This window comes from Streptomyces sp. NPDC030820, from assembly GCF_055572075.1.
In genome coordinates this window covers 932996-953337 of record NZ_JBVIEB010000001.1, presented here as the reverse complement: position 1 = coordinate 953337, position 20342 = coordinate 932996, and the positions used below count along the sequence as shown (strand labels likewise).

22 protein-coding genes are annotated in these 20342 nt (G+C 71.3%); 18 read left to right on the top strand and 4 right to left on the bottom strand.

What is annotated here, in order from left to right; translation table 11 throughout:
- The first annotated feature begins 96 nt into the window (after positions 1-96).
- From glnA to pspAB, 4 genes are all read left to right on the top strand, one after another.
- Entirely contained in the window at positions 97-1506 is a 1410-nt protein-coding gene (glnA, locus tag ACZ418_RS04310; protein WP_468356695.1) for a type I glutamate--ammonia ligase, read from the top strand.
- A gap of 216 nt (positions 1507-1722) precedes the next feature.
- On the top strand, positions 1723-1977 hold the full coding sequence (locus ACZ418_RS04305) for an SCO2583/SCO2584 N-terminal domain-containing protein (RefSeq protein WP_468356692.1): 255 nt from the start codon (positions 1723-1725) through the stop codon (positions 1975-1977).
- Positions 1978-2157: 180 nt separating this feature from the next.
- Positions 2158-3078 carry a zinc metalloprotease HtpX gene (htpX, locus tag ACZ418_RS04300; protein WP_468356689.1) on the top strand — a complete coding sequence of 307 codons (921 nt, stop codon included), beginning with the start codon at positions 2158-2160 and terminating at the stop codon, positions 3076-3078.
- A 3-nt stretch (positions 3079-3081) separates the two neighbouring features.
- On the top strand, positions 3082-3666 hold the full coding sequence (gene pspAB / locus ACZ418_RS04295; protein ID WP_468356686.1) for a PspA-associated protein PspAB: 585 nt from the start codon (positions 3082-3084) through the stop codon (positions 3664-3666).
- A gap of 20 nt (positions 3667-3686) precedes the next feature.
- Here pspAB and ACZ418_RS04290 read toward each other — a convergent pair whose 3' ends face one another.
- A complete protein-coding gene (locus tag ACZ418_RS04290) occupies positions 3687-3965 on the bottom strand; it encodes a hypothetical protein (protein ID WP_468356683.1) in 279 nt (92 codons plus the stop codon).
- A 137-nt stretch (positions 3966-4102) separates the two neighbouring features.
- On the opposite strand from ACZ418_RS04290, the gene ACZ418_RS04285 reads away from it, so the two are divergent.
- Entirely contained in the window at positions 4103-4849 is a 747-nt protein-coding gene (locus tag ACZ418_RS04285) for an alpha/beta hydrolase (protein ID WP_468356680.1), read from the top strand.
- Between the two features lie 54 nt (positions 4850-4903).
- Here ACZ418_RS04285 and ACZ418_RS04280 read toward each other — a convergent pair whose 3' ends face one another.
- Positions 4904-5218: a hypothetical protein gene (locus ACZ418_RS04280; RefSeq protein WP_468356677.1), complete on the bottom strand. Its 315-nt coding sequence runs from the start codon at positions 5216-5218 to the stop codon at positions 4904-4906.
- Between the two features lie 220 nt (positions 5219-5438).
- Between ACZ418_RS04280 and ACZ418_RS04275 the strand changes: the two genes are divergently transcribed.
- Both ACZ418_RS04275 and ACZ418_RS04270 read left to right on the top strand, forming a co-directional pair.
- The gene (locus tag ACZ418_RS04275) at positions 5439-5807 is read left to right on the top strand and encodes an arsenate reductase family protein (protein ID WP_468356674.1); all 369 of its coding nucleotides are present in this window, start codon (positions 5439-5441) and stop codon (positions 5805-5807) included.
- 118 nt (positions 5808-5925) lie between these two features.
- Positions 5926-6660 carry a hypothetical protein gene (locus ACZ418_RS04270; RefSeq protein ID WP_468356671.1) on the top strand — a complete coding sequence of 245 codons (735 nt, stop codon included), beginning with the start codon at positions 5926-5928 and terminating at the stop codon, positions 6658-6660.
- Between the two features lie 3 nt (positions 6661-6663).
- Here ACZ418_RS04270 and ACZ418_RS04265 read toward each other — a convergent pair whose 3' ends face one another.
- Positions 6664-7530 carry an alpha/beta fold hydrolase gene (locus ACZ418_RS04265; RefSeq protein ID WP_468356668.1) on the bottom strand — a complete coding sequence of 289 codons (867 nt, stop codon included), beginning with the start codon at positions 7528-7530 and terminating at the stop codon, positions 6664-6666.
- A 69-nt stretch (positions 7531-7599) separates the two neighbouring features.
- Between ACZ418_RS04265 and ACZ418_RS04260 the strand changes: the two genes are divergently transcribed.
- The 7 genes from ACZ418_RS04260 (at position 7600) to ACZ418_RS04230 (ending at position 15118) form a co-directional block, all read left to right on the top strand.
- The gene (locus tag ACZ418_RS04260) at positions 7600-8094 is read left to right on the top strand and encodes a MarR family transcriptional regulator (RefSeq protein ID WP_468356665.1); all 495 of its coding nucleotides are present in this window, start codon (positions 7600-7602) and stop codon (positions 8092-8094) included.
- 141 nt (positions 8095-8235) lie between these two features.
- The gene (gene glnII, locus ACZ418_RS04255; RefSeq protein WP_468356662.1) at positions 8236-9267 is read left to right on the top strand and encodes a glutamine synthetase; all 1032 of its coding nucleotides are present in this window, start codon (positions 8236-8238) and stop codon (positions 9265-9267) included.
- A 553-nt stretch (positions 9268-9820) separates the two neighbouring features.
- Positions 9821-10390, top strand: coding sequence for a winged helix-turn-helix domain-containing protein (locus ACZ418_RS04250; protein WP_468356659.1), 570 nt, complete (start codon positions 9821-9823; stop codon positions 10388-10390).
- Between the two features lie 77 nt (positions 10391-10467).
- Positions 10468-11520: an NAD-dependent epimerase/dehydratase family protein gene (locus tag ACZ418_RS04245; RefSeq protein WP_468356656.1), complete on the top strand. Its 1053-nt coding sequence runs from the start codon at positions 10468-10470 to the stop codon at positions 11518-11520.
- A gap of 31 nt (positions 11521-11551) precedes the next feature.
- Positions 11552-12811, top strand: a complete 1260-nt coding sequence (locus ACZ418_RS04240) for a sensor histidine kinase (RefSeq protein WP_468356653.1) — start codon at positions 11552-11554, stop codon at positions 12809-12811.
- On the top strand, positions 12796-13449 hold the full coding sequence (locus ACZ418_RS04235) for a LuxR C-terminal-related transcriptional regulator (protein WP_468356650.1): 654 nt from the start codon (positions 12796-12798) through the stop codon (positions 13447-13449). Before ACZ418_RS04240 ends, ACZ418_RS04235 begins: the two co-directional genes overlap by 16 nt.
- Before the next feature lie 136 nt (positions 13450-13585).
- On the top strand, positions 13586-15118 hold the full coding sequence (locus tag ACZ418_RS04230) for a DUF1996 domain-containing protein (protein WP_468356647.1): 1533 nt from the start codon (positions 13586-13588) through the stop codon (positions 15116-15118).
- Between the two features lie 69 nt (positions 15119-15187).
- Here ACZ418_RS04230 and ACZ418_RS04225 read toward each other — a convergent pair whose 3' ends face one another.
- A complete protein-coding gene (locus tag ACZ418_RS04225) occupies positions 15188-15589 on the bottom strand; it encodes a hypothetical protein (RefSeq protein WP_468356644.1) in 402 nt (133 codons plus the stop codon).
- A 130-nt stretch (positions 15590-15719) separates the two neighbouring features.
- Here ACZ418_RS04225 and ACZ418_RS04220 point away from each other — a divergent pair, with 130 nt between their 5' ends.
- From ACZ418_RS04220 to ACZ418_RS04205, 4 genes are all read left to right on the top strand, one after another.
- Complete coding sequence (locus ACZ418_RS04220) at positions 15720-17636, top strand: hypothetical protein (protein WP_468356641.1); 1917 nt, start codon at positions 15720-15722, stop codon at positions 17634-17636.
- Between the two features lie 78 nt (positions 17637-17714).
- Entirely contained in the window at positions 17715-18593 is an 879-nt protein-coding gene (locus tag ACZ418_RS04215; RefSeq protein ID WP_468356638.1) for a metal-dependent hydrolase, read from the top strand.
- Positions 18593-19615: a PDR/VanB family oxidoreductase gene (locus tag ACZ418_RS04210; protein ID WP_468356635.1), complete on the top strand. Its 1023-nt coding sequence runs from the start codon at positions 18593-18595 to the stop codon at positions 19613-19615. The genes ACZ418_RS04215 and ACZ418_RS04210 overlap by 1 nt, the downstream gene beginning before the upstream one ends.
- 36 nt (positions 19616-19651) lie before the next feature.
- Entirely contained in the window at positions 19652-20341 is a 690-nt protein-coding gene (locus tag ACZ418_RS04205) for a TetR/AcrR family transcriptional regulator (protein WP_468356632.1), read from the top strand.
- Position 20342 lies beyond the last annotated feature (1 nt).

Below are 20342 nucleotides of genomic sequence, written 5' to 3'. Positions count from 1 at the left end.
ACCCGTCCCTAGGGTCGAGGCCAGCGTGTGCCACCGCACTGGCCGCACGAACGATCTACCACCCCGGCGAGGACGGTCGGGAGTAGGAGGAGCTGGATGTTCCAGAACGCCGACGAGGCCAAGAAGTTCATCGCGGACGAGGACGTCAAGTTCATCGACGTCCGCTTCTGCGACCTGCCGGGCGTCATGCAGCACTTCACGGTGCCCGTTGAGGCGTTCGACCCGGACGAGGAGCTGGCCTTCGACGGATCGTCGATCCGTGGTTTCCAGGCCATCCACGAGTCCGACATGGCCCTGCGCGCGGACCTGTCCACCGCCCGTGTGGACCCGTTCCGCCGGGACAAGACCCTCAACATCAACTTCTTCATCCACGACCCGATCACGGGCGAGCAGTACTCCCGTGACCCGCGCAACGTGGCGAAGAAGGCCGAGGCCTACCTCGCCTCGACCGGTATCGCGGACACCGCGTACTTCGGCCCCGAGGCCGAGTTCTACGTCTTCGACAGCGTCCGTTTCGCCACCTCGGCGAACGAGAGCTTCTACCACATCGACTCCGAGGCGGGCGCCTGGAACACCGGTGCCCTCGAGGACAACCGTGGTTACAAGGTCCGCTACAAGGGCGGTTACTTCCCGGTCCCGCCGGTCGACCACTTCGCCGACCTGCGCGCCGAGATCTCCCTGGAGCTGGAGCGGTCCGGCCTGAAGGTCGAGCGCCAGCACCACGAGGTGGGCACCGCCGGCCAGGCCGAGATCAACTACAAGTTCAACACGCTGCTCGCCGCCGCCGACGACCTGCAGCTGTTCAAGTACATCGTGAAGAACGTGGCCTGGCGCAACGGCAAGACCGCGACCTTCATGCCGAAGCCGATCTTCGGTGACAACGGCTCGGGCATGCACGTGCACCAGTCGCTGTGGAGCAACGGCGACCCGCTGTTCTACGACGAGGCCGGTTACGCGGGCCTGTCGGACACCGCCCGCTACTACATCGGCGGCATCCTCAAGCACGCCCCGTCGCTGCTGGCCTTCACCAACCCGACGGTGAACTCGTACCACCGTCTGGTGCCGGGCTTCGAGGCGCCGATCAACCTGGTGTACTCGCAGCGCAACCGCTCCGCGGCCATGCGCATCCCGATCACCGGCTCCAACCCGAAGGCCAAGCGCGTCGAGTTCCGCGCCCCGGACTCCTCCGGCAACCCGTACCTGGCCTTCTCCGCCCTGCTGCTGGCGGGTCTGGACGGCATCAAGAACAAGATCGAGCCGGCCGAGCCGATCGACAAGGACCTGTACGAGCTGGCTCCCGAGGAGCACGCGAACGTGGCCCAGGTCCCGACCTCGCTGCCGGCCGTCCTCGACTCGCTCGAGGCCGACCACGAGTTCCTCCTCCAGGGCGACGTCTTCACGCCGGACCTGATCGAGACGTGGATCGACTTCAAGCGCACCAACGAGATCGCGCCGCTGCAGCTGCGTCCGCACCCGCACGAGTTCGAGCTGTACTTCGACGTGTGACAGACGGTCCCCGCGGACTGGACAGGCCCCTCGGCTCGGCCGGGGGGCCTTCCTCGTGCTCAGCCGGTGCGCCGGGAGCGACTGCGGTACTGCGTCCGCGCCGAGGTGTTCGCCGAGCAGCTGCACCCACGGGGGCAACCTTTCCCGCTTCCCAGACTTCCTATTGTCGGGGGATCATCCCTCCTGACCCTGCCGGACGAGAGAGGTTGAACGGGGATGACGGAACAGGACGACTGGGAGCGGGAGTTCGATCACCGCTGGGCGAATTCCGCCGAGCACAAGGAGCCCTCGGCCCGGGCCCGGATGCTGGCCGCGCGCTGGAAGGAGAACCCGCCGAGCCCGGCGCCCTTCCGCGCCGACCCGGAGCCGGTGCCGCGCCGGGCGTCATGGGCGTCGACGACCGTGGTCTTCGGCTGTGTGATCGCGGTCATGGTGCTGATCGGGCTGCTGCAGTTCGGCTCGTCGTACTAGGACACGTCGTACCGGGCGCACGGTTCGTACCGGGCGCACGGTGACCGGGGACGCTCAGCGACAGCCGGCCGACTCACAGGTACGTTTTGCTGCTCCTAGGGACGTTCAGGACGTGTTCATGGGAGTCCGCTGGTGCACACTGGACAGCGGGACGAGTGCCTGACTGCGGGGTGATGCAAGATGCAGAGCCGCTTCCGGAGCGACCGACGGCTGACCGTGCGCATGGGTCTGACGATGTTCCTGCTCGGTCTGCTGTATGTGGGCTTCGTGGCCGCGCTGATCGCGCTGCTGAAGTCCTGGGTGCTGGTCGTCGTGCTGGTCGGGGCGATGTTCGTGGCACAGTTCTGGTTCTCCGACCGGATCGCCATGTTCGCGATGCACGGCCGGGTCGTGGAGCGCGAGGAGTATCCCGAGCTGCACGCGGTGGTCGACCGGCTGTGCGCGATCGCGGACATGCCCAAACCGGTGGTCGCGGTGTCCAACATGGACATGCCCAACGCGTTCGCGACCGGCCGTAACCCCGACCACGCCGTGATCTGCGTGACCACGGGGCTGCTACGGCGGCTGGAGCCGGCCGAGCTGGAGGGCGTGCTGGCGCACGAGATGTCGCACGTGGCGCACAAGGACGTCGCCGTGATCACGATCGCGTCCTTCCTCGGTGTGCTGGCGGGCCTGATCGTGCGGTTCGCCTTCTATTCGCAGCTCTTCGGCGGGGGCCGCAGGGACCAGAACACCGCCGCCGTCTTCGCCGCGATCATGGGCGTCTCCGCGGCGGTGTACGCGATCAGCTTCCTGCTGATCCGGGCGCTGTCGCGGTACCGGGAGCTGGCCGCCGACCGGGCGGCGGCGCATCTCACCGGCCGCCCGTCGGCCCTTGCCTCGGCGCTCACCAAGGTCACCGGGGACATCGCCCGGATCCCGACCAAGGACCTGCGCACCGCCCAGGCCTTCAACGCCTTCTACTTCACCCCGGCGACCGGCAAGGAGCCGGGCATCGAGCGGATCTTCTCCACGCACCCCACCCTGGAGCAGCGGCTGGAGCAGCTGGGCCGGATCTCGGCGGAGCTGGGCGAGGCCGCCACTCCCGGGAAGGCGGGCTGAGCATTGGGGCTGCTGGACATCCTGCTGGGCCGTACGAAACCGGTCGCGCCCGATCTCGACCAGCTCTTCGCGCTGCCCTCGGCGGCCGTGACTCTGCAGGTCGCGGCAGGTTTCACACCGACCGGGACCGGTGCGGTGTGCTTCGCCACGGTGGAGGGCGCGGCCTTCGAGCAGACCCACCGGGAGGTGCAGGCGCTGCTGGACGCGGACACCGACCGCTCCGGTCCGCCGGTGGAGCTGCGCCGGGACGACTACGGCTACTCCTGGCTGGTGTCCGCGCGCAGCCCCGAGCAGCTGCCGGAGCTGGTCAACGATCTGCACGCGGTGAACAGCGCGATGGAGATCAACGGCTTCGGCCCGCAGCTGCTGTGCTCGCTGGCCGCCTTCACGGACGACGGCGGCCGCAAGCTGGCGCTGGTCTACCTCTACAAGCGGGGCACCTTCTACCCGTTCGCCCCGCTGCCCGGTACCGCCGAGCGGCGGGACAACGCGCTGGAGCTCCAGGTGAAGGCGACGCTCGCCGACGATCTGCGGATCGAGCAGGACCTGAGCCGCTGGTTCCCGGTGTGGGGCGCCCCCGGCCTGTGACCGGGGCCGTCCTACGCCCTTCACCTGCTCTTCTCGCGCTCCTGCCGACGCGCCTCGAAGGGCCGTTCCCGGCGGTAGCGGCGCTCCCACTTGGCCAGCCGGTCCCGGCGGTCGCGATAGGCGCGGTAGCTCTCCGGAGTGGGCGGGGTGCCCGCGCCGGCGGGTGGTGGCGTGCCGGGGGAACCACGTCCGTGCGTCGCGTACAGGTACAGCAGCGCGACGGCGGCGAGCCACCACAGATGGTTTCCGATTCCGAGGATCACCAGGACGACGGTCCCGGACGCGACGATGCCACGCATGACGGACCTCCGTTGGGGTGAGTGTGGCGGGGGTGGAGTGTGTCGGCTTCGTGCCGTTTGTTCAGCGTAGGGAGGCGGTGACGGGGACCGCATCCCGTTTTCCACCCGGCGCGGGCCCGCCATGAGTGAATGACCCGGTGAACGAACTCTCCGACTTCACTTACGACTTCGACGGCGAACGACTCAGCGGCCTGACGGCCGGTTCGCCCGGCCGGGCCACGGCGGTGCTGCTGCACGGCGCGGGCAACGGCAGCAAACAGCGCCTTCTGCCGCTGCTCACGGAGTTCACCGAGCGCGGCTGCCACGCCCTGGCCTTCGACTTCTCGGGCCATGGCGACAGCACGGGATCCCTCGCGGAACTGAGCCTGCGCCGCCGCTTCGAGCAGGCGGTGGCGGTGATCGACGCGCAGGTGCCGGCGGACGCCCCGCTGGTGCTGGTCGGCTTCAGTATGAGCGGGCAGACGGTCGCCGATCTCGTACGGCACTACGGCCCACGGGTGGGGGCCGTCGGCCTGTGCGCGCCGGCCGTCTATGCGCCCGAGGCCTGGGAGGTGCCGTTCGAGAACCGCCAGGGCCGCTTCAGCGAGATCATCCGCACGCCGGACGGCTGGCGGAGTTCACGGGCACTGGAGGTGTTCCGGGCGTACGAGGGCCGGGCGGTGCTGGCGGTCCCGGGCATGGACGCGGTCATCCCGCCGGCCGTGACCGAGGCCGTACAGGACGCTCTGTCGGCACGGGCCCGGTACACCCGCTTCGAACTTCCGGACGCGGAGCACCGGCTGGGGTTGTGGTTCCGTGACCACGCGGAGGACCGGCGGGAGTTCGTCCGTTGCGTCCTGGCGGAGTCGGCCGAGCGCGAGCCGGTCGAGGCGGTGTCGGCGTGAGAGCGCGCCGGGTGCCCCGCCGAAGGGAAGGGCACCCGGCACCGGTGCGGGCTGTCAGCGGTTGTAGCGCATGAACGCGCGCACCATGTGGCAGGTCGTGTCGGACGGCGGGCGCATGCCGATCTCCTCCGCCGTGCTGCGGATCGTGTCGTCGCGGGCCTGGGCCGGGAGGTAGATGCCCGAGTCGAGCAGGGCTATCGCCAGGCGCATGGCCTTGAGCCGGCGGTTGTGGGTGACGTACCACTCGCGCGGCCGTCCGGCCGGCAGCGGTCGCTTCACCACGGGCTCGTAGGGCGAGTCGAACAGCACGGGATGCTTGGCGGTGGACTGGGTGGGCAACGGCTTCGGCTTCAGGGCGGCAGCGGGCACGGGCATCCTCCTGTCGCGGTCAGGGCAGCCCTCCGGGGTTCCGGCGACTGTCTCGAACACTGCTTCCAGTCTACCGGCGGCCACTGACAATCGGAGGTCCCCGACGGCAGCCGAATGCCCAGGTGAGGCAGGGGATTTGGGGCGCGTGACGGGGGGTCGGGAAGGGGCTGCCGGGACGTCGGAAATTCGAACAGGGCTGAGGCCGAGTACCGTGTGCGGCATGGAAATCTGGATCAACCCGGCCTGCTCGAAGTGCCGCAGCGCCATCAGCCTGCTCGACGCCGAGGGGGCCGAGTACACCGTCCGCCGCTACCTGGAGGACGTGCCGAGCGAGGACGAGATCAGGGCCGTGCTGGAGCGGCTGGGGCTCGAACCGTGGGACATCACCCGCACCCAGGAGGCCGAGGCCAAGGAGCTGGGGCTCAAGGAGTGGGCGCGGGACGCCGACACCCGGGACCGGTGGATCACCGCGCTCGCCGAGCATCCCAGGCTCATCCAGCGGCCGATCATCACCGCCGACGACGGAACGGCCCTGGTCGCCCGCTCCGAGGACGCGGTACGGGATGCCCTGTCCCACAACAAGGACTGAGCGGGCTCAACTCATCTGTGACACAGCCCACTTCACCGACTCCTGCAACCGCTGAGTAACCTCGTTCGGTATCTCGTACATAGCGGCGTACGCTCCCCTACCTCTTCAGGAGGCGCGCATGTCTCGCAGGAGAACTCTCGGTACGAAGAAGAAGATCGCGCTGCTCGTCAGCGCCGCGGCGGTGGCGGGCGGCGGGGCCTTCGCACTGGCCACGACGTCCAACGCCGCCCAGCCCGCACACAACGCGAAGACCCTGTCAGCCGGGGACTCGAACGTCTGCCAGGGACTGGCCACGGCCCACGGCAACAACGACCGGTTCATCGCTGACCAGAAGGCTCATCCCGACGCCCAGTCGGCGGCCCGGATCGCCAACCGTGAGGCGGTCATCAAGCAGATCGAGGTCCAGCAGAAGGCGGCCGGTTGCACGGTTGGGGAGTCGGCTCAGGGCTCCCAGACCGGACAGCAGGCGCAGGCCGGACAGCAGGGCGCCGGGCAACAGGGCGCCGGGCAGCAGGCCGGACAGCAGGGCGCCGGACAGCAGGGCGCGCAGCCCTCGCAGTCCGCCGCCGCGGGGAACAGCGGTGGTGGCGCCGCCGCTGCCTCCGGTCAGCAGGTCTGCAACGGCTCCACGGTCACGCTCTCCGGTGAGGGCGGCGCCCCGGCGGCCTCCAGCAACCAGTTCCCGGCCGGGACCACCCTGAAGGTCACCAACCTGGACAACAACAAGTCCACCACGGTGAAGGTGACTTCCGTCTCCGGCAGCTGCGTGCTGCTCAACAACGCCGCCTTCGAACAGGTCAGGGAACCCGGCAAGTTCCTCATCCGCCATGCCCGGATCGAGAAGGTGGGGTGAGGTTCAGGGACCGGACAGGAAATCGGTGAGGCGGCCGGCCAGGGCGGCGGGTGCCGCCTGCGGCAGCGCGTGGTGCGAGACGCCCGGTAGTACGGCCGTCTCCACGTGCGGCAGCAGGACCTCCGCCCCGGCAGCCACCTCACGAGGGTCATGGGTCCTGCTGTTCGCGGCCACGAGCAGCAGGACCCGTGCCTCCAGGGCCCGTAGCGCGTCCGGTGCCGGGCGGGGGCTGGTCACCGGTTTGCGGGAGGGGAAGCCGGCAGCCGCCTCCTGCAGCCGCAGCCAGTCGGAGTCGAGGGCAGCTCCCCCGGTCTCCCACTCCAGGAAGGCGCGGACCCGGCGGGGCGTGGGCCGCAGCAGCATCGGCAGTGCGCGCAGCAGATACGCCGCCTTGAACCCGGCGAAGCACTGGGTCGGGTCCAGGAGGAACAGGCGGCGTGTCCGCGCGGGGGCGTGCAGGGCGTAGTGGAGGGCGATCCAGCCGCCGTACGAGTGGCCGCCCAGGTCGGCCGAGGCGGCACCCAGGCCGTCCAGGACCGCGTCCAGCCAGAGCGTCAGGTCGGCGACCGTACGGGGGTGGCGGTCGTCGGCCGGGACGCTCAGGCCCGGGGCGCCGAGCACGTCGACCGCGTGCACCCGGCGCACCCGGGCCAGCTCCGCGACCTGGGCGTACCACGAGACGGAGGTGGCCCCACCGCCGCCCGGTAGCAGGAGCAGCGGGGGCGCGTCGCGGGGGCCGCAGGAGTTGAGGCGGGTGTCACCGAAGGGCGTGGCGACCGTCAGCGCCTCCCGCTCGGCGGGCCATTTCGCCAGCACCTTGTCGTACGCAACCCGGAAGGCCGCGCTGTCGTATCCGGTGTCTCCGGCCACAAAACCGCCCCCTATTATCTCGTTCAGCAAGATACTCGCCGAGCGAGATGATAGTCCCGGGAGGCCCGCATGCAATCCGATCTGGAGACCGTCCATCTGCTGCGTGCCGTCGCCGTCGAACTCGGCCTGCACAGCGGCCGGTTCGCGCAGCAGAACGGCATGCACCCCACGGACGTACGCGCCCTGATCGCGCTCATGGACGCGCGGCGCGCGGGCGAGGAGCTGACCGCCGGACGGCTCGGGGCCGCTCTCGGGCTCAACTCGGCGGGCACGACGGCGCTGCTGGACCGGCTGGAGCGGGCGGGCCGGGTACGGCGGGCGCGCGGGCGGAGCGATCGGCGGAAGGTCGTCGTGGAGGTGACGGACAGTGCCGTGGCACTCGGCTGGACGTTCTTCGGACCGCTGATCGAGCGCTCGCTGGAGCTGCTGCGCGGCTACGACGACCATCAGCGGGCCGCGATCCGGGACTTCCTCGACGGGGTGCGGCAGGCCGCGGCGGAGGGCGCCCATACCCCGCCCACCGGCACCTCACAACGTGAGTCGGGACACAGAACGACCAGGTAACACGGGGTTCACACAGGAGCAATGGACGGGAAATCGCCTGTTGACAGGCTGCCCGGCAGATCGAGCGGCGCCCCAGTGCCGCAGCGCCGCAGCACCCGCGACGACAAGTGCGCCCGGACTTACCCCTAAGGATGTGGCCCCGTGACCTTCAAGGCTGAGTACATCTGGATCGACGGCACCGCGCCGACGGCCAAGCTCCGTTCCAAGACGAAGATCATCACGGGTGCCCCGGCCGGTCTCGACGCGCTGCCGATCTGGGGCTTCGACGGCTCCTCCACCAACCAGGCCGAGGGCCACGCCTCGGACTGTGTGCTCAAGCCGGTCTTCACCTGCCCGGACCCGATCCGCGGCGGCGACGACGTCCTGGTGCTGTGCGAGGTCCTCGACACGGACATGAAGCCGCACCCGTCCAACACGCGGGCCGCGCTGACCGAGGTCGCCGGGAAGTTCGCCGCGCAGGAGCCGATCTTCGGCATCGAGCAGGAGTACACCTTCTTCGACGGCTCCCGCCCGCTGGGCTTCCCCGAGGGCGGCTTCCCGGCCCCGCAGGGCGGCTACTACTGCGGTGTCGGCGCCGACGAGATCTTCGGCCGCGAGATCGTCGAGGCCCACCTGGAGAACTGTCTGAAGGCCGGCCTCGGCATCTCCGGCATCAACGCCGAGGTCATGCCGGGCCAGTGGGAGTTCCAGGTCGGCCCGCTCGCCCCGCTGGAGGTCTCCGACCAGCTGTGGGTGGCCCGCTGGCTGCTGTACCGCACCGCCGAGGACTTCGGCATCTCCGCGACCCTGGACCCGAAGCCGGTCAAGGGCGACTGGAACGGCGCGGGCGCGCACACCAACTTCTCCACCAAGGCCATGCGCGAGGGCTACGACGCGATCATCACCGCGTGCGAGTCGCTCGGCGAGGGCTCCAAGCCGCTCGACCACGTCAAGAACTACGGCGCCGGCATCGACGAGCGCCTGACGGGTCTGCACGAGACCGCCCCGTGGGACAAGTTCTCCTACGGCGTCTCCAACCGTGGCGCCTCGGTCCGCATCCCGTGGCAGGTCGAGAAGGACGGCAAGGGCTACATCGAGGACCGCCGCCCGAACGCCAACGTCGACCCGTACGTGGTGACCCGCCTGCTGGTGGACACCTGCTGCTCCGCGCTGGAGAAGGCCGGCCAGGTCTGATCCGTCCGGCTTCCCGAAGGGGGCGCCCGCCGTCACGGCGGGCGCCCCCTTCCGCATGGGGTGAGGCGCTGCGGGCGGCGGCGACCGGGACGCCTGAAGGAGGCAGGCACGGTCGGCGGCCGGGGCCGGGCAGCGCGGGCCGTGTGGCGTGTCACCGGCCGGGCCGAGGACACGGTGGAGCCGCTCGCCCGGTGGCTGGTCGCAGCTGCCGGCCTCCGCGAAGGTGCTCGACCGACCGATCCTGTCCGGATACCGAGACGACATTCCACGCAGGGCTCCTGTCCGGTGCCCGCGTCTGCTTCAATGGGCCCATGGCCAGCTTCCAGAAGTACATCGCGACGGGTCGCCATGACCTCGAGCCCTTCTGGCCTTCCCGTCAGCACCACGACTTCGACCGGGTGTGTTGCCGCGCGGTGAACGCGCGGGCCCTCTAAAGCCGTAACCCCCGGCCTTCGGCCAGCGCGAAACGACGTACGTCCTCCGGCGCGCCCGACCACGAATCGCGGCCGCCGCTCCCACCGACGAACCTCTCGCGCGAAAGAGCTGACCTCTCATGGCGACCACTCGTTCTCTCTCCCCCGCCTCCACCCTCACCGCCCCCGCCCGGCACCGGCTGCGCGCCGTCGACCGGGACGAGGTGGTCGATGTCGCGGACCTCCTGCCGCCGGGCTCCACCTGGCTGCCCGCGCCGCAGCACACCCTGCCGACCCTGCCCGGACAGCCGCCGATGGTCGGCTACCTGGTGCTGGTCCCGGCCGACCAGCACCCGCCGTTCCTGCCGGTCGCGGTGCCGGACCAGCCGGAGACAGCCGCCGAGGCGGGCGCCGCCGAGCCGCTGGTGCGGATCGACCCCGTGCAGCGCACCGCCCGTGTCGACGACCGCGAACTCGACCTCACCTACCTGGAGTTCGAGCTGCTCGCGCACCTGGTGGCCCATCCGCACCGGGTGCACACCCGCGACCAGCTGGTCACCACGGTGTGGGGCTACGGCCATGTCGGCGACGGCCGCACCGTCGACGTGCACATCGCCCGGCTGCGCCGCAAGCTGGGCGCCGAGCACCGTCAGACGATCCAGACGGTGCGCCGGGTCGGCTACAAGTACACTCCGCCGACCGGCCGCTGACCGGCAGTCGGAAAAGTGGCTCTGCCCTCGGCAGAGTCCCCTGCCGCCGGGCGCCCGGAGCGGGCACGATCACCGGTATGAGACTTCTGGTGCTGGGCGGTACGGAGTTCGTGGGGCGGGCGGTGGCCGAGGCCGCGCTGGGGCGCGGCTGGGAGGTGACCGTCTTCCACCGGGGACGGCATCAACCCCCGCCGGGGGTGCGGTCGTTGCACGGCGACCGCACCGCACCGGACGGCCTCGCCGAGCTTGCCGAAGACGCCGGCTCCTGGGACGCCGTGATCGACACCTGGTCGGCCGAGCCGCGTGCCGTGCTCGCGGCGGCACGGCTGCTGCGGGGCCGTGCCGCACGGTATGTGTACGTCTCCAGCCGGTCGGTGTACGCCTGGCCCTGGCCCACGCTGGGCGGGGCCGCCGAGGCCGGGGCGCCGGTCGAGGGCGCCGCCGCCGACGCCGGGCCGACCGACTACCCGCGCGACAAGCGGGGCGGCGAGCTGGCCGCCGTAGAGGCCTTCGGCGAGCGGGACTCGCTGCTGGTGCGGGCCGGGCTGATCCTCGGGCCGTACGAGAACGTGGGCCGGCTGCCCTGGTGGCTGACCCGGATCGCCCGCGGCGGCCCGGTGCTGGCGCCCGGGCCGCGCGAGCTGCCGGTGCAGTTCATCGACGCCCGCGACCTGGCGGGCTGGCTCCTGGGAGCGGTGGAACGGTCGCTGAGCGGGCCGTACGACCTGATCGGCCCGCCGGGGCACAGCACCATGGGCGAGCTGCTCGACCTGTGTGTCCGGGTCACCGGCGCGGACGCCGAGCTGCGCTGGACCGATCCGGAGGCGATCCTGGCCGCCGGGATCGAACCGTGGACCGAGCTGCCGGTGTGGGCGCCGCCGGGCACCGAGCTGTACGACTGCGTGCACCGCACCGACGTGTCACGGGCCCTGGCCACCGGTCTGGAGTGCCGCCCGGCCGCACAGACGGTCGCGGACACCTGGCGCTGGCTCACGGAGCTCGGGGGCGTGGCACCGCTGCGGCCGGACCGGACGGCCCCGGGCATCGATCCGGAGGTGGAGGCGAAGGTGCTGGCCGGCGGCGGGGGTGTATCTGGCACCACCCCCCGGGAGGGGACCTCGGGCCAGTGACCCCCGCCCCGGGGTCGGCGAGACTTGCCGCATGAGCAGCGAAGACAAGAGCGGCCGCAGCCGAGAGGCCCTGCTGGCCGCCGTGCGCGGGCTGGTGCTGGCAGTGACCGTGCTGCCTTTCGGCATAGTGTTCCTGGTGCTGATCCCGCTGTCCCTCGCCTTCGTCCCCCTCGGCGTCGGACTGGTGACGACTCCGGCCGTGCTGACGGGCGTTCGCGCGCTGGCGGACGTGCGCCGCAGGCTGGCGGGCGAGTGGTGCGGGGTGCGGATCGGGGCGGCGTACCGGCCGATCCCCCGCGGCACCAACCCGTGGACCCGCACCTTCACGATGCTGGGCGACCCCCAGACCTGGCGGGACGTGCGCTGGTTGCCGGTGGACGTCACGGCCGGTTTCGTCACCGCGCTGCTCCCGGCCGTGCTGCTGTTCTTCCCCGTCGAGGGTCTGATGCTGCCCTTCGGACTGTGGCGGCCGTACACGCACGGCGGCACCTACTGGTACGCGTTCGTCCCGGTCACCGGAGAGGTGAGCGCCATCGGCGCGGCTGTCCTCGCCCTCGTCCTCCTCGGCGTCGCCCGGCGCTACACCCCGGCCCTGCTGACCGCACACTTCCGGCTCACCCGGGCCGTCCTCGGCCCCGCCGACGGCGAACTCGCCGAGCGCGTGAGGGTGTTGACCGAGACCCGGCGCGACGCCGTGGACACCTCCGCCGCCGAGCTGCGGCGCATCGAGCGCGATCTGCACGACGGGGCGCAGGCCCGGCTGGTCGCCATGGGCATGGACCTCGGCACCATCGAGTTGCTGGTGGAGCGGGACCCGGCCCAGGCGAAGCGGCTGCTCGCCCAGGCCCGCCGGAACTCCGCCGAGGCCCTGGAGGAGCTGCGCGACCTGGTGCGCGGCATCCACCCGCCGGTCCTCGCCGAACGCGGGCTCGGCGACGCCGTACGGGCGCTGGCGCTGCGGCTGCCGCTGCCGGCCGAGGTGACCGTGGAGCTGCCCGGCCGGGCGGACGCGCCGGTGGAGTCGGCGGCCTACTTCGCGGTGAGCGAGGTGCTCACCAACGCCGCCAAGCACTCCGGCGCCGACCGGGTCTGGGTCGACGTGCACCATGCCGAGGGCCGGCTGCGGATCACGGTCACCGACAACGGCAGGGGCGGCGCGGCGGTCGGCGCCGGGTCGGGGCTCGCCGGGGTCGAACGCCGGCTCGGTACATTCGACGGCGTCCTGGCCGTCAGCAGCCCCGTCGGCGGCCCCACCCTGGTGACCATGGAGATGCCGTGCGCGTTGTCCTAGCCGAAGACCTCTTCCTGCTGCGCGACGGGCTGGTGCGGATGCTGGAGGCCTTCGGCTTCGAGATCGTGGCCGCCGTCGAGTCCGGACCCGAACTCAGCCGGGCGCTGGCCGAGTTGGAGCCGGACGTGGCCGTGGTGGACGTACGGCTGCCGCCCACGCACACCGACGAGGGCCTGCAGTGCGCGCTCGCGGCCCGCAAGGCGCGGCCCGGGCTGCCGGTGCTGGTCCTGTCCCAGCACGTGGAGCAGCTGTACGCGCGCGAGCTGCTCGCGGACGGCAACGGCGGGATCGGGTACCTGCTGAAGGACCGGGTGTTCGACGCCGAGCAGTTCGTGGACGCCGTACGACGGGTCGCGGCCGGCGGTACGGCGATGGACCCGCAGGTGATCCAGCAGCTGCTGTCCCGCCGGGCGGGCGACGACCGGCCGCTCTCGGGTCTCACCCCGCGCGAGCTGGAGGTGCTGGAGCTGATGGCGCAGGGCCGGTCGAACGCGGGCATCGCGGCCCAGCTGGTGGTGACCGAACGCGCCATCGCCAAGCACACCTCCAACATCTTCACCAAGCTGGGCCTGGAGGTGTCGGACGACGACAACCGGCGGGTGCTGGCGGTCCTCGCCTATCTGGACCGGGACCGCTGACCAGCCAACTCCCCTGTTTCTGCGAGGAATTTGTGAGACGGGTGAACACCTGTGGGGCGGCGTCCGTATGGAAGGGCGCCGCTTCACTCCTGTCGGGCGCCCCGATGCTGCCCCGCAAGGAAGTCAGAGGAGTTCCATGGGACGCAACACACGAAAACGCCGTACGCCGCTGGCCGCCAAGGCCATAGCCGCATCGGCGGCCCTAGCGCTCGGTGGGGGCGGGCTGATCTGGGCGAACTTCTACGCCTCTGCGCACGAGTCGAACAACCAGACGTGGGGAGGCAACCAGACGAAGGCCGCGACGGCGCAGGTCGCGACCATCTCCTGCCCGGACGTCCAGCAGAAGCTGACGAACGTGCCGTGGCGGGCCCGCCAGGGCGTGGCGACGGAGCTGGCCAACCTCGACAAGCAGATCACCGAGGCCTACACCCGGCTCGCCTCCACGCGGGACGCGCAGGCCAAGGATCCGAGCTTCGTACAGAACGCGATCGTCGGTCCGCTCAAGGACAAGCGGGCGGCGACCATCGACCGCATCCGGATGGACATCCAGCGGGTCGGCGGTTCCTTCGACAACGCGATCCAGCAGCTCGCCGCCTGTACGACGCAGTCCGCCAACCAGACCACCGCCGGGGGGAACGGCGATGGCCAGCAGCAGAACGGCGGGCAGCAACAGAACAACGGTGGCCAGCAGCAGGGCGGCCAGCAGCAAGGCGGTCAGCAGCAGGCCAACAACGGTGGTCAGGGCGGCGACGGCCCCTCCGCGGCGGACTTCGTGGACATCACCAAGGTCGCGCCGAACGTCCAGTCCAAGCCGAACAAGACCCCCAACGCCTCCACGGGCACGTTCACCACGCGCTGCGGTGTGAACGCGAACCAGAACCACAACAGCGACAACGTGATCGTCGCGCCCGGCGTGACCAACGGCGCCCACCACGTCCACGACTACGTCGGCAACCAGAAGGTCAACGCCTTCGCCAGCAACAACACGTTCCTGCAGGGCGGCACCAGCTGCCAGAACCGGAACGACCTGTCGGCGTACTACTGGCCGGTCATCCGCGAGCAGGACGGCACCCAGGAGAAGGACGCCAACGCGGACGGCGGCGGCAAGGACCTCAACGTCGGCAAGATCCTGGTCGCCCAGCAGGCCCAGATCAAGTACGTGGGCAGCCCGGCGAGCAAGGTCGTCGCGATGCCGCAGTTCCTGCGGATCATCACCGGTGACGCCAAGGCCTTCGTCAACGGCCCGGCCAACGCCAACGCGCACTGGAGCTGCACCGGCTTCGAGAACAGGGTGCAGCTGACGGACAAGTACCCGATCTGCCCGGCGGGCAGCAACGTGGTGCGCTCGTTCGCCTTCCAGAGCTGCTGGGACGGCCAGAACATCGACAGTGCCAACCACCGCACACACGTGGCCTTCGCCGATCCCGGGAGCGGGGTCTGCCCGAACGGCTTCAAGGCGATCCCGCAGCTGACGATGCGCCTGGTGTACAACGTGCCGCAGCCCGTCATCCAGGCGGACGGCACGGTGAAGAACGCCTACGCGGTCGACGGCTTCCCGGAGGAGCTGCACAAGGCGATCACCGATCACGACGACTTCATCAGCGTCACGACCGGTGGCCTGGCGAACCGGATCGCCAACTGCATCAACAGCGGGCGGAACTGCGCCTGACCGCCTGACGCGGGCCACAGAGCGAGGCCGGTGACGGACCCCCCTCCCGTCACCGGCCTTCCGCGTCTTTCAGCCGCTGTGCCCGGCGTGGGCGGCGTGGTTCGTGCCCATCTCCACGTCCCCGCCGAGGGTGCCGCGCAACGCCTTGACGACGCCGTCGTCACCGACGGCGACCCACTTGCGGCCGACGAGGTAGTAACCGCCGTAGTCCTTCGCGTCGTTGATCCACTCACGCTGGCCGCGGTCGGTGGCGAAGGTGGCGAAGACGAACCTGCCGTCGTGGTTCCTGCAGATGGCCTGCCGGACCTCGTCGGAGTCGATCTGCATGTTCGGCGTGCACTTCACCTCGGCCGCCAGGCTCTCCAGGCTGCCGGTCGCGGTGGGCGGGACCGCCTTGGTGTCCCCGCCCGAACCGCAGCCCGCCAGCGCCAGTACGGCCGCGGCGGCCGGCAGCAGTCGTGTCACCCTCATCTGTTCCTCCGGTCCAGTGGGCCAAGCATGCCTCAGCTCCTTCGGATACGGCTCCGGGCCGCCGTGCGCTCAAATCCGGCAATCACCCATCCGGTGGTGACCAACCCACGGCTCGCTCGTTCTCCATGACGTGCAGTCACAGGATGTAGCCCAGCGTCACGGATCCACCTCCGAGTACTCCGGTCCGGTCGATGTCGAGCAGGCCGAGGCCGCGCTCGTCGAGCACTATCCGCGGCTGGTCCGGATCGCCTACCTGGTGCTGCCGCCGAGCCTCGGCCGCAGCCGCCGGGTGCTGACCGCACACGCGCTCGTCCAGCGCGCCCTGCCCAGAGGCCGGGGGCAGCAGTCCGTGATCCCGGCCCAGGCCTCCGGGCGTGCGGGCGACCCCGGGTACGCCTTCCTGCGCGAGCGCGTCCTGCGTGCGGCCCTGGAGGCGGCCCGGCCCCGCAAGGGGCTGCCCCGGCTCTCCCAGCTGCCGCCGCTGCTGCCCCAGGTGTGGGGCCTGAGGCTGTTCCCGCGCTCGGGCGGCGCCGACGAACTCGCCCTGGACCAGCGGCTGTCCGCCCTGTCCGGCCCGGCCCGCGCCGCGTATGTGCTGCGCGGTCTGGAGAAGCTGTCCGACGCCGGGATCCGGGGGCTGCTCACCGCGGCCGGGGTGGAGGACGCGGGCGGCGCGCTGGCCTCGGCGAACGGCGTGCCCACCCAGCCCGCGCTGCTCTCCTCCGCCGAGTTCGACCCCTGTCTGCTCCAGGCCCGGCCCACCGATCTGATGCGTCGCCGCCAGCACACCAAGGCCGCCCTCGCGGCCGCCGCGGCGCTCGCGGTGTGCGGGGCGCTGGTCGTCCTGCCGGGTGACGGCTGGGGCCCGGACGGTGCCGCCGCGCCGGCCTACGCCGAGAACCCTTCCGCCGAGGCCGCCCTCGACCCCGCCCGGCTGATCCGGGTCTCCCCCGTCGGCTGGGAGTCCGCCGCCCGCACCGACTTCTCGGTGTGGCCCGCGCGCGGCCCGCTCACCGGCGACACCGCCCTGCTGCGGCGCGCCCTCGCGGTGTGGGCCCGCCCCGGCGCGACGGTCCGGGTCTCGGCGACGCCCGGCACCCAGACCGGCGGCCCGGCCGGCCCGCCCCAGCTGCTGTACGCGGGCCAGGTCGACAACGCGCGCGTGGTGCTGCTCTACGACGGTCTGCGCATCGCCCGCTACGCCGAGCCGGTCGACGGCACCCAGGGCGCGGCCCTCGACCTCGCCCGGGTCGACGGCGCGACCGGCGCCGAGGCGAGCGCGCTGGTGCTGAGCCGCTCCGACGGCAACGTCCGCTATCTGACCGCGCCCTGGGTCAAGAAGGCGGCCTCGCGGGACCTGACGAAGCCGGACGCGGCCGCGATCCCGCTGGCCCTCACCGACGGGATCACCGCACCGCTGGCCAGCCCGGCGCTGCGGTCCGGCAGCTGCACCTCCTGGACGGTGCTCCAGCTGACCGACGCCACGGGCCCGGAACTCACCACCGACCTGGGCGAGTTGGTACCGGCGCGGCTCACCGCCGGGCGGCCCGGATCGGCGGGTGGGGCGTCCGGCGCCGCCGGGCTGAAGGCCTGGGCGCCGTTCGCCTGCTCGCTTCAGGCGGAGCGCTCCGCCGGGGTGCGCAGCGTCAACGCCTGGGCGTTCGCCGACCAGCCGCTGCCCGACGGCAGCGGGGCGGCCGAATGGGTGTGCACCAGGGCCGAGACCTGGCGCGGCGACGGTACGGCCGCGCTGGCCCAGTTCCGCACGCCGGGCGCGGCGGTGGGGGCGGCCGTCGCCAAGGGCACGGACGCGCGGGCCTGCGGGCCGCGCGATCCCCATGTGCTCGCCGGGGTGCTGTGGAAGTCCGCGGCCGGGCACTGGTATCTGCTGGCGGCGGGTGACAAGGACACGGCGTCGATCCAGGCGGGCGGCGGAGTCACCGCGGCCGGGCAGGGACAGTTCCTGGTCGCCCGGGCCAGGATGGGGGCTCAGGCCTCGCTGAAGGGCACGCTGGTGGACGGGACCGAGGTCAGCGGGTTGCGGTAGAGCCCTTTGTTGACAGCGGCGTAAACAAGGCCGCTCCCGGGGGTTCTCAGGGCGCCTACTCGTCAGTACATTGACGCCATGTCTAACACGCAGGCCCGGGTGCCGCTCAAGGCACGCAAGGTGTCCTTCTCCTGGGACGGCACGCCGTTGCACTGGGTGCCGGAGGATCCGTTCACCACGCACACCATCAACGTGCTGCACCTGCTGCTGCCCGCCGGTGAGCGGTGGTTCGTGCACGTGTACAAGCAGGTGCTGCCGTACATCCGCGACGAGCGGCTCCGCGAGGACGTCATCGGGTTCATCGGCCAGGAGGCCATGCACTCCCAGGCCCACGACGAGGTGCTGCCGCATCTGCGCGAGCAGGGGCTCGATCCGACGCCGTACACCGCGCAGGTCGACTGGTTCTTCGAGAAGCTGCTCGGTGACCGGACGCTGCCGCCGGGCAGGCCGCGCCGGTGGTGGCTGATGGAGCGGGTCGCGCTCATCGCGGCCATCGAGCACTACACCGCGTTCCTCGGCGACTGGGTGCTCAACGCCGAGGAGCTGGACCGGCGCGGCGCCGACCCGACCATGCTGGACCTGCTGCGCTGGCACGGCGCGGAGGAGGTCGAGCACCGCTCCGTCGCCTTCGAGCTGTTCATGCACGTCGACGGCAGCTACCGCCGGCGCGTGCGCACCTGGGCGACGGCCTTCTCGTCGCTGGTGTTCCTGTGGCAGCGCGGGGCGCGGTTCTTCATGGCGAACGACCCGACCCTCATCGACGGCAAGGCCTCCTTCAAGGACTTCTACGTCCGCGGCAGGCGGGGCCTGCTGCCCGCGACCGGGGACATGCTCCGGTCCATCCCCCGCTATCTGAGCCGCGACTACCACCCCTCGCAGGAGGGCGACACCGAGCAGGCCGTCGCCTATCTGGCCGCCTCCCCGGCGGCCACGGCGGCGCAGAAGAGGGCCGCCTGATGCCGAAGCTGCGTACGGTCGTGCTCGTCGCGGGTGCCGCCCTGCTGGCCCGGGGGGCCCTGCGCCGCCGGATCCAGGTCTCGCCGCTGTGGCCGATGCCCGCGCTGGAGGAGCCCACCTCGGGCCGGCCGCGCTCGCGTGCGCTGCGGCTGCTGGTGACCTCACGCGAGACGGTCGCCGAAGGAGTCGTACAACTCCGCCTGGAGGGGCGGGACTTGCCGCGCTGGGAGCCCGGAGCGCATCTCGACCTCGTCCTGCCGTCGGGGCTGGTACGGCAGTACTCGTTGTGCGGGGACCCCGGGAACACCTCCTCGTACACGGTCGCGACCCGGCTGGTCGAGGACGGGCGGGGCGGCTCGCGCGAGGTGCACGAGCAGGTCACGGAGGGCATGGAACTCGAGGTGCGGGGGCCGCGGAACCGTTTTCCGCTGGTCGAGGCGGAGTCGTACGTCTTCGTCGCCGGCGGGATCGGGATCACCCCGCTGCTGCCGATGCTGCGGGCGCTGCCGGAGCACACCGACTGGCGGCTGCTGTACGCGGGGCGCGACCGGGCCTCGATGCCGTTCCTGGAGGAGGTCGAGAAGCTGGGCGGCGACCAGGTGACCGTCGTGGAGGGGCGGCCGGACCTCGACGCGCTGGAGGTGAGCGAGGGGGCCGCCGTCTACGCCTGCGGTCCCGAGGGACTCATGGCGGCCGTCGCGGCGCGCTTCCCGGACGTCCGCCTCGAACGGTTCGCGCCCCGTACGTCGTCCGACGGCAACACCGGCTTCCAGGTCGAACTGCGGCGCAGCGGTCGGACGTTGACCGTACCCGCCGACTCCACCGTGCTCGCCGCCGTACGCAGGGAACTGCCGGACACCGCCTACTCCTGCGAGCAGGGCTTCTGCGGGACCTGCCAACAGCGGGTGCTGGAAGGGGAGATCGACCACCGGGACGAGCTGCTGACCGACCTGGAGCGCGCCGACTCGATGCTGATCTGCGTCTCGCGGGCCCGCAGCGATCGTTTGGTGCTCGACATGTGATCACCTGCGGCCGAACCCGATCGGTAAGGTGTTCGCATGAGTACCGGGGTTCGCCGCAGGATGGGTGTCGAGGAACGGCGACAGCAGTTGATCGGCGTTGCCCTCGACCTGTTCAGCCGACGCTCGCCCGACGAGGTCTCCATCGACGAGATAGCGTCGGCCGCGGGCATCTCACGCCCGCTCGTGTATCACTACTTCCCCGGCAAACTCAGCCTGTACGAGGCCGCGTTGAAGCGCGCCGCGGAGGATCTCGCGGGCCGCTTCGCCGAGCCGCACGAGGGCCCGCTCGGCGCCCGGCTGCTGCGCGTGATGCGCCGCTACTTCGACTTCGTGGACGAGCACGGCCCCGGTTTCTCGGCGTTGATGCGCGGCGGCCCGGCGGTCGGCTCGTCGGCGACCAACGCGCTCATCGACTCCGTACGGCAGGCCGCCTACGACCAGATCCTGTCGCATCTGGAGGTCACACAGGCGCCGCCGCGGCTGGAGCTGGTCGTCCGCTCCTGGATCTCCCTCGCCGAGTCGACCGCACTGATCTGGCTGGACGGCCGGCGCATGCCGCGCGCCGAACTGGAGCTCCAGTTGGTGCACGACTTCGCCGCGCTGGCCGCCGTCAGCGCCGCCTACGACGAGGAGATGGCGGCCCTGCTGAAGACCATGGTCAAGGACGAGCCGGCCGACGGCCCCTTCGCGGAGCTGGTCGGCCGGCTCATCGCCCTCGGTTCCTAGA